Annotated in this window: 9 protein-coding genes; 6 read left to right on the plus strand and 3 right to left on the minus strand. The window is 69.1% G+C overall.

Going from position 1 to position 13,254, the window contains the following annotated elements; all coding sequences use genetic code 11:
* Positions 1-18: 18 nt before the first annotated feature.
* Positions 19-3,378, plus strand: a complete 3,360-nt coding sequence (locus DX03_RS20225) for an ATP-binding protein (RefSeq protein ID WP_038691620.1) — start codon at positions 19-21, stop codon at positions 3,376-3,378.
* Between the two features lie 142 nt (positions 3,379-3,520).
* Here the strand turns inward: DX03_RS20225 and DX03_RS20230 are convergent, their stop codons facing one another.
* Entirely contained in the window at positions 3,521-4,297 is a 777-nt protein-coding gene (locus tag DX03_RS20230) for a sulfite exporter TauE/SafE family protein (RefSeq protein WP_038691622.1), read from the minus strand.
* Between the two features lie 231 nt (positions 4,298-4,528).
* On the opposite strand from DX03_RS20230, the gene DX03_RS20235 reads away from it, so the two are divergent.
* Positions 4,529-4,918 (plus strand): YchJ family metal-binding protein, encoded by a 390-nt coding sequence (locus DX03_RS20235; protein ID WP_038691624.1) that lies wholly within the window; start codon positions 4,529-4,531, stop codon positions 4,916-4,918.
* Here DX03_RS20235 and DX03_RS20240 read toward each other — a convergent pair.
* Positions 4,897-6,204 carry a GGDEF domain-containing protein gene (locus tag DX03_RS20240; RefSeq protein ID WP_051599026.1) on the minus strand — a complete coding sequence of 436 codons (1,308 nt, stop codon included), beginning with the start codon at positions 6,202-6,204 and terminating at the stop codon, positions 4,897-4,899. The genes DX03_RS20235 and DX03_RS20240 overlap by 22 nt on opposite strands.
* A 169-nt stretch (positions 6,205-6,373) precedes the next feature.
* Here DX03_RS20240 and egtB point away from each other — a divergent pair, with 169 nt between their 5' ends.
* The 4 genes from egtB (at position 6,374) to DX03_RS21335 (ending at position 11,691) form a co-directional block, all read left to right on the plus strand.
* Positions 6,374-7,663 carry an ergothioneine biosynthesis protein EgtB gene (gene egtB, locus DX03_RS20245; RefSeq protein ID WP_038691626.1) on the plus strand — a complete coding sequence of 430 codons (1,290 nt, stop codon included), beginning with the start codon at positions 6,374-6,376 and terminating at the stop codon, positions 7,661-7,663.
* Complete coding sequence (gene egtD / locus DX03_RS20250; protein WP_038691627.1) at positions 7,660-8,634, plus strand: L-histidine N(alpha)-methyltransferase; 975 nt, start codon at positions 7,660-7,662, stop codon at positions 8,632-8,634. Before egtB ends, egtD begins: the two co-directional genes overlap by 4 nt.
* A gap of 75 nt (positions 8,635-8,709) precedes the next feature.
* Entirely contained in the window at positions 8,710-10,887 is a 2,178-nt protein-coding gene (locus DX03_RS20255) for a lytic murein transglycosylase (protein ID WP_038691629.1), read from the plus strand.
* A gap of 57 nt (positions 10,888-10,944) precedes the next feature.
* Positions 10,945-11,691 (plus strand): GYF domain-containing protein, encoded by a 747-nt coding sequence (locus DX03_RS21335; RefSeq protein WP_038691631.1) that lies wholly within the window; start codon positions 10,945-10,947, stop codon positions 11,689-11,691.
* A gap of 6 nt (positions 11,692-11,697) precedes the next feature.
* Here DX03_RS21335 and DX03_RS20265 read toward each other — a convergent pair whose 3' ends face one another.
* Positions 11,698-12,882 (minus strand): benzoate/H(+) symporter BenE family transporter, encoded by a 1,185-nt coding sequence (locus tag DX03_RS20265; protein ID WP_038692739.1) that lies wholly within the window; start codon positions 12,880-12,882, stop codon positions 11,698-11,700.
* Between the last annotated feature and the right edge of the window lie 372 nt (positions 12,883-13,254).

Here is a 13,254-nt window from a genome sequence, read left to right on the forward strand (position 1 = left end):
ACGGACCACCGATAACGCATGGCCATTTCCAAGCACACCCCCGCCCTGTTCAACGACGGGCTGCCCGATCCGCGGCTGCAGCAGTTCCGTATGCGCCGCCTGCAGGTGCACAACTGGGGCACCTTCAACGGCCTGACCGAAGTGCCGATCGCAGAGCGCGGCTTCCTGTTCGTGGGCCGCTCGGGCTCGGGCAAGTCGACCCTGCTCGATGCCATGTCGGCCATGCTGGTACCGCCGTCGATCGTCGACTTCAACGCCGCCGCGCGCGAAGCCGAACGCAGTGGCCGCGACCGCAACCTGGTGTCCTACGTGCGCGGCGCGTGGGCCGACCAGCAGGACCGGGGCACCGGTGAAATCGCCACCCAGTACCTGCGCAAGGGTGCCACCTGGACCGCGCTGGTGCTGGAGTACCGGGCCGGCGATGGCCGCGTGGTCAGCCTGGTGCGCCTGTTCTGGATCGCCGGCAACGGCGCGGCCGCCGCTGACGTGCGCAAGCACTACCTGATCGCCGAGCGGCCGTTCGACATCGCCAAGGACCTGGGCGGCTTCGACCTGGACCTGCGCAAGCTCAAGCAGCGCCTGGGCGACGTGCATCACTTCGACAGCTTCGTCGGCTACGCCGAGCGCTTCCGGCACCTGCTGGGCATCGACAATGAAATGGCGCTGCGCCTGCTGCACAAGACGCAGTCGGCCAAGAACCTGGGCGACCTCAACGTCTTCCTGCGCGACTTCATGCTGGACACGCCCAAGACGTTCGACGCCTCCGAACGGCTGGTCAGCGACTTCGCCGAACTCGATGGCGCCCATAAGTCGGTGGTTACCGCCCGCCGCCAGGTGGAAACCCTGCTGCCCGCGCGTGCGCTGCACGCCGAGCTGAAGGCGATGAACCTGCAGCGCGCCGATGAGGAAACCCTGAAGCTCGGGCTGGACAGCTTCCGCGAATCGCGCCTGCAGCAGCTGCTGGAAAAGCGCCTGCACGACATCGACGTGCGCCACCGCGGGCTGCTGGGCGAAGAAACCCAGCGCCGCCAGACGCTGGGCAACCACGAAGAACACCTGGCCGGGCTGGAGCTGCAGCGGCGCCAGCAGGGCGGCGAGCGCATCGAAGAACTGGAACGCGAGCAAGGCCGTGCCCAGGCCGAGCGCGACCGCCGCCAGGCCAAGCATGACCAGGCCCGGCAGGCGGCAGAGAAGCTGCAGGAGACGGTGCCCGATGATGCGCACGGCTTCGCCCAGCTGATCGCCCGCGCCCAGGGCGAGCTGGACAATCGCCAGCAGGCCGCGGCCGCGCTGGACGATGCCATCACCGAACGCCTGGCCGGCAAGCAGGACGATACGCGCCGTTTCGGCGATGTCCGCGCCGAACTGGAGGCGATGGAGCGCAACCCGTCGAGCATTCCCGCGCCGCTGCAGAAACTGCGCAGCCGCTTGGCCGAAGAAACCGGCGTGCCCGAAGCGGCGCTGCCGTTCGTGGGCGAACTGATCCAGGTCCGCCAGGAGCAGGGCGCGTGGCAGGGCGCGATCGAGCGCGTGCTGTTTGGTTTCGCGCAGTCGCTGCTGGTGGAAGACAAGCACTACAACGAGGTCAACGCGTGGGTGAATCGCACCCACCTTGGCATGCGGTTGACCTACTACCGCGTGCGCCGCAATGACGATGCCATCGCCCGCGAACCCTCCGCGCGTTCGTTGCTGCACAAGCTGGAGTTCCGCGACAGCGTGTTCGAACCGTGGCTGCGCCGCGAGCTGGGCAAGCGCTACGACTACGAGTGCGTGGAGGCCAAGCAGCTGCGCGATGTCGATCGCGGCATCTCCCGCGAAGGCCAGGTCAAGCACCCCGGCGACCGCTTCGAGAAGGACGACCGCAATTCCATCAGCGACCGTCGCCGTTGGCTGCTGGGCTTCAGCAACACCGAAAAGCTGGCGCTGTTCCGCAAGGAAGCGCAGGAACTGGCGCAACGCATCGCCGCGTGCGACGAAGACGTTGTCCGGCTGCGCAGCCAGCGCGACCGCGACAACGACCGTCGCCTGGCCTGCAACCAGCTGGTCAACTTCGTGTGGGAGGAAGTGGATGTCGCAACCGCGACCCAGCGCCTGGACGACATTGCCGCTTCGCTGCACGAGCTGAAGGAAGGCAACGCCGACCTGGCCCGCCTGGCCCAGCAGATCGACCAGGCCCGCGCGGACATCGCGCAGGCCCGCCGCACCTACGAAGACACCCGCGTCGAACTTGCCCAGCACGCCCGCGAACGCGACAAGCTCGACGCCCAGCGCCAGCGCAGCCGCGCCCTGGTACTGCCGGCACTCGGGGCGACCCAGGAAGCCGGGCTGCAGCGCCGCCTGGACGCGCTGGGTGGGCTGAGCCTGGAAACGCTGGAAGCGCACATGCGCGAGATCAGCAAGGGCATCAACGAAAGCCTCGCCGCCTCACAGCACGACGTCCACCGTGTCGAGACGCAGCTGGTGGCCTGTTTCCGGCGCTTCGCCCAGGCATGGCCGGAGGAATCCGGCGACTTCACCGCGTCGGTCGCCTCGGCCGACGATTTCCTGGCCCGCCTGCAGCGCCTGGAACGCGATGGCCTGCCGCAGCACGAAGAGCGCTTCTTCGACCTGCTGCAGAACCAGAGCAAGAACAACCTGCTGGCCCTGCAGCGGCACAGCGCCGAGGCCCGCAAGTCGATCGGCCAGCGCCTGGACGAGGTCAACGCCTCGCTGGAGCAGGTACCGTTCAATCGCGGCACCCTGCTCACCATCGAGCTCAGCGACCGGCGTCTGCCGGAGGTCCTGGAGTTCCACCAGCAGCTGCGTGAAGTGCTGTCGCACCACCAGACCGAAGAACGCGACGTGGCCGAGGCGCAGTTCGCCGTGTTGCGCGAGCTGGTCAAGCGGCTGGGCTCGCAGGAAGGCGAGGACCGGCGCTGGCGCGAGAACGTGCTCGACGTGCGCCTGCATGTGGAGTTCATCGGCGTCGAGCTGGATGCGGCCACCCGCCAGCAGGTGGAGATCTACCGCAGTGGCGCCGGCAAGTCCGGCGGCCAGCGGCAGAAGCTGGCCACCACCTGCCTGGCCGCGGCGCTGCGCTACCAGCTGGGCGGCGCCGAAAGCCAGCTGCCCAGCTATGCCGCCGTGGTGCTGGACGAAGCGTTCGACAAGGCCGACAACGAGTTCACCGCGCTGGCGATGAACATCTTCGAGAACTTCGGCTTCCAGATGGTGGTGGCCACGCCGTTGAAGTCGGTGATGACGCTCGAGCCGTTCATCGGCGGCGCCTGCTTCGTCGAAATCAGCGGCCGCCACGACTCCGGCGTACTGCTGATCGAGTACGACGAAGAGGCCAAGCGCCTGAAGCTGCCCGAACGCAGCCGCCAGCAGGACGCCTAAGCGCACCCCGGTAGAGCCGACCGTTGGTCGGCTGCGCGCACCCCTGGTAGAGCCGACCGTTGGTCGGCTGCTCCCGGACCACGTCCGCACCAACACCAGCGGGGCAGAGCCCCGCTCTACGCGAACCCCCCAACGCCACGCGTCACCCGCCGAACGTATCCCACCCCATCCGCGCGATCAGCACCACCACCAGGCCCACGAACAGCTTGCGGATGAACGGCGTGCCGCCACGCAGTGCCAGCCGCGTGCCCACCACCGAGCCGATGATGTTGGCTGCGGCCATCGGCAGGGCGAACAGCCACAGGATGTTGCCGGTCGGCACGAAGAACGAGATCGCCGCCACGTTGGTGGCCAGGTTCACCACCTTCGACGCCGCCGAGGCGCGCAGGAAGTCCAGCCCGAAGAAGCGGACGAACAGGAAGATCAGGAAACTGCCGGTGCCCGGGCCGAAGAAGCCGTCGTAGAAGCCGATCACCGCCCCGATCGCCAGCGCCGTGCCCAGCTCCTTGCGGCCGATCTCGCGCGGCCGGTGCAGGGCGCCGAAGTCCTTCTTCCACAACGTGTAGCCCAGCATCGCCACCAGCAGCACCAGCACCAGCGGGCGCACCGCGTCCTTGGGCAACAGGCTTACCGCCGTGGCCCCGGCGAAGGAAAACACGAACGCCGTGCCCGCCGCGAACAGCACCGGCCGCCACGGGAAGCGCACATTGCGCGCATAGCGCCACGCGGCCGCACCGGTCCCGAACATCGAACTGAACTTGTTGGTGCCAAACAGCATCGCCGGCGTGTGCTGCGGCAGCACCGTGAACAGACCCGGCAACTGCACCAGCCCACCGCCACCGACCGCGGCATCGACCAGACCGGCGATGAAGGCGATCGCCACCAACCACAACAGCTCAGGGGGAACCAGCTCGAGCACGGCAGCAACTTCGCGACACAAGGCGCGCAAGCATACGCCCGCCCCCCCACACCGGGTAGAGCCGACCGTTGGTCGGCTGCCTTACCGACCGCCCCGACACCACCTAGAGCCGACCGTTGGTCGGCTGCCGTCCACCGCCGCGCGCACGTACCGACCAACGGTCGGCACCCACGGTGAATCCACCGCCCCAACCCCCACGGCGCACCCACCCAAACGCGCGACAATACCGCCATGACCACACCCGACCCCTGTCCCTGCGGCCGCCCGCTGGCCTACACCGCCTGCTGCGGCCTCTACCACGCAGGCGCCGCCGCACCCGATGCCGAAGCCCTGATGCGTTCGCGCTACAGCGCCTACGTAAAGCAGCTGCCGGACTACCTGCTGGCCAGCTGGCATCCGTCCACGCGCCCGGAAGAACTGTCGCTGGACGAAGCGCACGCCCAGCGCACCCGCTGGCTGGGCCTCACAATCCACACGCACACCACCCCCGACCCGGACCACGCCCAGGTCAAGTTCACCGCCCGCTACAAGGTGGGCGGCGGCAGTGCGGTCAAAATGTTGGAACACAGCCGCTTCGTCCGCGAAGACGGCCGCTGGTTCTACCTCGACGCGCTGCCCTGAGCCGCCTCGCGGCTGCGCACCGCCACCGGCCGTTGCTGCCCGTGCGCGCGTACGCAGTTGCGCCCCGCGTCCTTGGCCGCGTACAGCGCCTGGTCGGCCGCCTTCAGCACCGCCTGCGGGCTGTCGCCCACCCGGCTGTCGGCCATGCCGATGCTCACCGTCACCTGCACCACCGTGCCGGCGCCGCCGCGGCCGCGCTGCAAGCGTCCGACCGCATCGTCGCGGACCCGCGCGGCGCGGTCGCGCAGCTGCAGGCGCGTACCTTCCACAGTGGCCCTGACCGCTTCCACCGCGTCCACGCACGCCGGGGCAGGGCGGTCCAGGAACACCAGCGCGAACTCTTCGCCACCGTAGCGGAACGCCCGCCCGCCACCGCCCACGCCGGCCAGTCGCGCGGCCACCAGCTTCAGCACGTCATCGCCGTTGTCGTGGCCATGGGTATCGTTGAAGCGCTTGAAGTGGTCCACGTCCACCATCGCGATCGTGTAGGTGGCGCCCACCCGCTGCAGGCACTCGTTCAGCGCCCGCCGCCCGGGCAGGCCGGTGAGTTCATCGCGATAGGCCATGTGGAAGGACTCCTGCAGCATCGCCGACACCAGCAGCAGCAAGGCCGTGCTGGCCAACGCCGGTAGCAGGGCGGGCGACAGGAACACCCGCGGCAGCATCGCCCAGACCACCAGCAGGGCCACCAGCATCGCCGTATGCAGCGGGCGTGGTTGACGCAGCGCCTGCACCGCCAACCCAAGCAGGGCCACCACGAAGGCGACCGTCGGCACCTGGGCCAGGCGGCTCCAGCCGGTCGGCAACCAGGGCCAGTGATGGTTCGACAGCAGGTCGTGCATGCCCTGCGGGCCCTGCGCCGCCAGCAGCGCGAAGACGCCCACGGCCACGCCACTGACGATGCCGCGCAGCAGCAGGTCCTGGCGCATCCTGCCGCGCTCGGGCCACAGCCCGTGCAACGCAAACAGCAGCGGCAGCCACAGCGACACCGCATGGAACACCAGCGGCGTCAGCGCACCGACCGCGCCGGTATTGAGGAAGCTGCCCACCAGCCCGTGCAGCACGGCAAAGGCCAGCGCGATCGCCAGCAGCAGGCACACCGCACGCACGCGGTTGTAGACCAGGCCCAGGCCGGTGCCCAGGCAGGTCAGCACCAGCGGCAGGATGCGGTGCATCGCACTGCCCACCTCGTCGGCCGGCGTGGCCGACCACACCCCGACGCCTACCAGCAGGGCAGGCAACAGGAACAGGTAATGGCCGGGCTGGCGTAGCGGGTGACTGGGCAAGAACGGTTCCACGAAAGCAGGCCGGCGCGCCAGGGCTGCAGGTGCAAACCGGGCCACGCAGGCAATGGTCTTCCCGGTAGCGGCCGCTGCGTATTCAACTTGAGCGTGTCACGCCACGTGAGCCTTCCCATGACGTCCCGCTCACCAGCGCTGGTCGATCCTGACCGCGATGAACACCGCCGTCGCCTCGCCACCGCCCGCCGCCACATCCCCTGCCGCTGCACTTGCGGCGCGTTACGCCGGCATCCGCGCGCGCAGCGTTGCGCTGGCGGCACCGCTGAGCGCCGAGGATGCGATGGTGCAGAGCATGCCCGACGCCAGCCCCAGCAAATGGCACCTGGCCCATACCACCTGGTTTTTCGAACGCTTCGTGCTGGCCAGCCAGCCCGGCCACGTCCCGTTCAATGCCGAGTGGCATTATCTGTTCAACAGCTACTACCAGAGCATCGGTCCGGCGCACGCGCGTCCGCAGCGCGGGTTGCTCTCGCGTCCCTCGCTGGAGCAGGTGCTGCACTACCGTGCCCGGGTCGATGCGCAGGTGATCGCCCTGCTGCAGGCCGACGCGCTCGCGCCGCAGGCCTGCCACCAGCTGCTGCTGGGCCTGCATCACGAGCAGCAGCACCAGGAGCTGCTGCTCACCGACATCAAGCACGCGCTGTGGTGCAACCCGTTGCAGCCGGCGTACCGCGACGACCTCGCCCACGCGCAGGCCACCGCCACGCCGCTGCGTTGGCAGGACAGCCCCGAGCAGATCGTCGAGATCGGTGCGCCCGCCTGGCCCGCCCATGCCGCGTTCGCCTATGACAACGAATCGCCCGTGCATCGCGTTCTGGTCCCGGCCCATGCCCTGGCCAACCGCCCGGTCAGCAATGCCGAGTACCGGCAGTTCATCGCGGCCGGCGGCTATGCCGAGGTGGGCCTGTGGATGAGCGAGGGCTGGGCGCTGTGCCAGGCCGAAGGCTGGCAGCACCCGCTGTACTGGGATGACGCGCTGGAGCGCGAGTTCACCCTGGGCGGCTGGCGCCCGCTGGACCCGCATGCACCGGTCTGCCACCTCAGCTATTTCGAAGCCGACGCCTACGCCCGCTGGCAGGGCGCGCGGCTGCCCACCGAGTTCGAATGGGAAGCGGCCGCCGCCGGCGTCCCGTCCCACGGCCACTTCGCCGACGCCGACCACCTCCACCCGCGCGGCGCCCCGGCAGGCGACCACGCCCTCCTGCAGCTGTTCGGCGATGTCTGGGAATGGACCAGCAGCGCCTACGGTGCCTATCCGGGCTTTCGCCCCTTCGCCGGCAACCTCGGCGAGTACAACGGTAAATTCATGAACGGCCAATGGATCCTGCGTGGCGGCAGCTGCGCCACCCCCGACGCGCACGTACGCGCCAGCTACCGCAACTTCTTCGCGCCCTCGGCGCGCTGGCAGTTCTCCGGCGTGCGCCTGGCGCGGGACCCGGCATGAGCACCGTCACCGACGCGCTCGAGGCGCTCACCGACCTGCAGCCCGATCGCGCCCGGATCACCGCCGACATCCTGCAGGGCCTGTCCACCCGGCCCCGGCAGCTGCCCTCCAAGTACTTCTACGACGCCCGCGGCTCGGCGCTGTTCGAGCAGATCACCCGCCAGCCCGAGTACTACCCCACGCGCACCGAACTGCAGCTGCTGCAGGACTGCGCCGCCGACATCGCCGGCGTGGTCGGCCCGCGCCTGCACGTGGTCGAACTGGGCAGCGGCAGCGGCCGCAAGACCGAATTGCTGCTGCACGCGCTCGCCGACCCGGTGGCCTACACGCCCATCGAAATCTCGCGCGCCGCCCTGCTGGCCAGCATCGCGCGGCTGGCCGTGGCCCTGCCGGACATCGAAATGCTGCCGGTCTGCGCCGACTTCACCCGCCCGGTGCAGCTGCCCGAGCCGCAGCGCGAACCCGCACGCCGGCTGCTGTTCTTCCCGGGGTCCACGCTGGGCAACTTCGCCGAACCCGACGCGGTCGCGCTGCTGCAGGCGATGCGCCAGACCATGGGCACGCAGGGGCTGGCCCTGATCGGCATCGACCTGCACAAGGACCCCGCGTTGATCGAAGCGGCCTACAACGACGCCGCCGGTGTCACGGCCGCCTTCACCATGAACCTGCTCGCCCGGCTCAACCGCGAGATCGGCAGCACCTTCGATCTCGACGGCTTCCAGCATCGCGCGCGTTACAGCGTGGAACGGCTGCGCATCGAAACCGATCTGGTCAGTACCCGTGCGCAGCGGGTTGAGGTGGCCGGCCGCACGTTCGATTTCGCCGAAGGCGAAGCGATGACCGTGGAATACAGCCACAAGTACACCGAGGCCTCGTTCGCGGCACTGGCCGCCCGGGCCGGGTTGCGCGTGTGTGCCGGCTGGACCGCCAGCGCGCCGGCGTTCGGTCTGCGCCTGCTGCAGGCTGCCTGAAACGACCGTTCCCCGCCGGCACACCGCAGCGTGCCGCTATGATGTTGCTTCACTTGGCTGCAAGGATTCCCGCCAATGAGGTCTTCCCTCCGCTGGCTGCTCGGCGCGCTGTGCCTGGCCAGTGCTTCGGTCGCGGCCGCACCGCAGGACGATTTCGACCGCTGCCTGGCCACCCTGCAGCCGCAGGCGACCAAGCAGGGCATCAGCGCGGCGGGTTTTGCGCGCTTCACTACCGGCCTGACCCCCGACCTGAGCGTGCTGCCGCTGCTCGACGCGCAACCGGAATTCACCACGCCGCTGTGGGACTACCTGGCCGCGCTGGTGGACAGCCAGCGCGTCGACGACGGACGCGCGCGTCTGCTCGAACACCGCGACCTGTTGAACCGGGTGTCCACCCAGTACGGCGTCGACCCGGCCACCATCGTGGCAGTGTGGGGCGTGGAGAGCGATTACGGCCGCGTGTTCGGCAAGCGCCCACTGCTGCAGTCGCTGGCCACGCTGTCATGCAATGGTCGCCGCCAGCCGTTCTTCCGCGGCGAACTGCTCGCCCTGCTCAAGCTGCTCGACGCCGGCGACCTGCAGGCTGAAGGCCTCACCGGCTCCTGGGCCGGCGCCTTCGGCCACACCCAGTTCATGCCGTCCACCTACGCGCGTATCGCCGTGGACGGGGACGGCGATGGTCGGCGTGATCTGGTGGCCAGCATTCCCGATGCCCTGGCCTCCACCGCCAACTACCTGGCCAAGGCCGGCTGGCGCACCGGCCAGCCGTGGGGCATCGAAGTCCGCCTTCCCGCCGGGTTCAACCCGGCGCTGGCCGGGCGCACCCAGCGCAAGCCGCTGGCCAGCTGGCGCGCACTGGGCATCGCCCCGGTCGGCGGCGGTGTGCTGTCCCCGGCTGGCCTGCCCGACGACAGCAACGCCGCGCTGCTGCTGCCCACCGGCGCCAAAGGACCGGCCTGGCTGGTGTTCCGCAACTACGACGCGATCTACGCCTACAACGCCGCTGAAAGCTATGCACTGGCCATCGCCACCCTGGCCGACCGCCTGCGCGGCGGTTCGGGCACCGTGGCGGCGTGGCCCACCGACGACCCCGGCATCGGCCGCCGCGAGCGTCGCGAACTGCAGAGCCTGTTGCTGGCCCGCGGCCACGACATCGGTGCCGCCGACGGCATGGTGGGCACCGCCACCCGCCGCGCCATCCAGGTCGAGCAGCAGCGCCTCGGCTGGCCCACCGCCGACGGCCGCGCCGGCCAACGCATCCTCACTGCCTTGCGCAGTGCGCCTCCCACCTTCATCTCCCCGACTGCCATGCCCGCATCCACCGTGTTCACCCTGCCGCCCAACCACGCCCGCCTGGTGCAGTCCCCGGCCGGCCCCAGCGCCGCCCTGCCCAAGGTCGAGGGCCTGAGCCTGGGCACCGTGCAGGGCTTCCCTGCCTGGAAGGTGGACACCCCGTTTGCCAGCGCGGCCATCGCGGTGTTCGGCGGGCAGCTGTTGTCCTATGTCCCCAAGGGCGGCCAGGACCTCCTGTGGCTGTCACCCAGCGCGCAGGCGCTGCCCACCCCGATCCGCGGCGGCAGCCCGGTGTGCTGGCCGTACTTCGGGCGACAGGGGCAGGGCACCTACGTGCCCTCGCATGGGTTCGTGCGCAACGTGGCATGGACACTGAAGGAGGCGCGCCGCGAGGCCGACGGCACTGTGCTGCTCACCCTGGCTCCGCCGCCGCTGGACAACCTGGCCCTGCGCCTGACCATGCAGCTGCGAATCGGCCGCACGCTTGAGCAGCGCCTGATCACCGAGAACACCGGCAGCCAGGCGGTCAGCTTCACCCAGGCCCTGCACAATTACTTCCGGGTGGACGACGCCACGGCCGTGGACGTACAGGGGCTGGACGGTCTCACCTATCTGGACAAGTTCGAGAACTACGCCACCCCGCGCGTGCAGCAGGGCGACTGGAACCTGCGCGACCCGCGCGATCCCGGCCGCAGCGACCGCATCTATACCGGCGCCGCCGGCCGTTACGTACTCAAGGATCCTGGCCTGAAGCGGCGCATCGAAATCACCACCCAAGGCAGCCGCTCGCTGGTGGCCTGGAACCCCGGCCAGGCGGGGGCGGCCGGCATGGCCGACGTCGGCGCGGGCTGGCGCAACTACGTCTGCCTGGAGGCGGCCAACGCCGGCCCGGACGTGATCACGCTGCCTGCCGGCGCCAGCCACACGCTCACCCAGACCTTCCGCGTACTCCCCCTGTAATCCGTCAGCCGGACGCCCGGACGGGCGAACCGGTGCCTTTCCCTCAAGGAACGAGTCATGTCCGATACCCCGTGGTACTACGCCGATCACCAGCAGCAGCGTCAGGGACCGGTGCCCGCCGCGCAGCTGCAGCAGCTGCTGGCGCAGGGCCAGATCACCGCCGACACGCTGGTCTGGCGCCAGGGCATGGCCCAGTGGCAGCCCCTGCATGGCGTGGCCGATCTGGCGGTGCCCGCGCCGACGCCGGTCGAGCGGCCGCAGGATCCCTACGCTGCGCCGGCATCGGCCTTCGATCCCACCGCCCTGCCTGTGCAGGAACCCCTGGCGGCGGGCCAACAGGCGTATGCCGCCTTCGTCGGCGCCAACTTCCCGGTGTATCGCCGCAAGTGGCGCCTGGACCTCACAGCCGACGGCACGGCGGCCAGCACCACCGCCTGGAACTGGCCCGCCTTCCTGTTTGGCGCGTTCTGGATGCTGTACCGCCGCATGTATGCGGTGGCGGCCATGTGGATCGGCGCGCTCACCGTCCTGTCCATCCTGGAAACCCTGATCGATGTCAGCGACAGCGTATCGCTGGTGATCACCCTGGGGGCCAGCGTCGCGGCCGGTTCGGTGGGCAATCACCTGTATCTGCGGCATACCCAGCGGATGATCGCGCTGGCCGAGGCACGCCATCCCGGTGACGCGCCCGCGCAGCACGCCGCACTGGCTGGCCTGGGCGGTACCCGCTGGTCGGCGGTACTGGTCGGCATGGCCATTTACATCGTGGTGATCGGTGCGTTGTCCTTCCTGTTGGATCCCTGAGCCGGCTCAGGCGCGCGCGGGTCGCAGCACCAGCAGGCAGATGCCACCGGCCACCAGCCCCCAGAAGGCCGAACCGATCCCGGCCAGTGACAGCCCCGAGGCGGTAACCAGGAAGGTCACCAGGGCCGCCTCGCGGTCGGCTTCTTCCCGCAGCGCCATCGACAGGCTGTTGGCGATCGTGCCGAACAGGGCAATGCCGGCCACGCAGGCCACCAGTTCCTTGGGGAAGGCCGCGAACACCGCCGCCACCGTCGCCCCGAACAGGCCCACCACGATATAGAAGCCGCCGGCGGCCACCGCGGCGGTGTACCGGCGCGCGGGATCCTCGTGCGCCTCGCGGCCCATGCAGATCGCGGCGGTGATCGCCGCCAGGTTGAGTCCGAACGCACCGAAGGGGGCCAGCAGCGTGTTGGCCACGCCGATCCAGCCAATCACCGGGGACACCGGTGTGTCGTAGCCGGAGGCACGGATCACCGCCACCCCCGGGATGTTCTGCGACGCCATGGTCACCACGAACAAGGGCAGGGCAACGCCGATCACTGCCGCCCACGACAGCGTGGGCCAGGTGAACACCGGCGTGGCCAGCTGCAGGCGAACCTCCTGCATATGCAGCAGCCCCTGGCCGGCAGCCACGGCGATACCCACCAGCAGGGTGGCGATCACCGCATAGCGCGGGAACAGCCGGCGTCCGATCAACCAGGTGGCGAACATCGCCAGTGCCATGCCCAGCTGCGTCTGCATCGACACAAACACCTCCAGCCCGAAGCGCAGCAGTACGCCGGCCAGCATGCCCGCAGCCAGCGCCATCGGTACCCGCTGCATCAGCCGGGCGAAGATCCCCGAGAAGCCGGCGATCATGCCCAGCACTGCGGCCAGCACGAAGGCACCGATCGCATCGCTGTAGCCCACCGCACCGGCACCCACCACCAGCATGGCCGCGCCCGGCGTCGACCATGCCGTCACCACCGGCACGCGGTAGCGCAGCGACAGGCCGATACAGGTGATGCCCATGCCCAGTCCAAGCGCCCACATCCACGAGGCGATCTGCGCCTGCGATGCGCCCATCGCGCGTGCGGCCTGGAACACGATCACTGCCGAACTGGCAAAGCCCACCAACACGGTGATGAAGCCGGCCATCAACGAAGGCAACGACATATCGCGCAACAACGAACGCTTGGCTACTGCAGACATCACATGCATCCCTGACGACAAGACATGCATTGTTAGCAAGCCTGCGGCAGCACGCGCAACGCGCGTGCTGCCGCGCTTGTAGATGAGCAGCACGCATTGATGACGCGTCGATGAAAAAGATCGAAGAAAAGCCTTGACGAATTTTCAGAAGTCTTTAGTATTCGCTCCCTCGCTGCGACGCGGTCTTCACCCCGGTGAACACCCACCCGCAGCGACGGCAACAAGCTTCGAAAGAAGGTGTTGACGGAAACGAAAAGCCTGACATAATAGGCGGCTCGCAACGACGAAAGCCTCTCGAGGCAAACGACGAAGCGGCATCGGCAACAACGTTTCACTTCGGTGAAACGGCCTTGAAAAAGGTGTTGACGAAGC

Origin of the sequence: Stenotrophomonas rhizophila (genome assembly GCF_000661955.1) — a bacterium.
In the GTDB taxonomy this organism is placed as follows: Bacteria; Pseudomonadota; Gammaproteobacteria; order Xanthomonadales; family Xanthomonadaceae; genus Stenotrophomonas; species Stenotrophomonas rhizophila.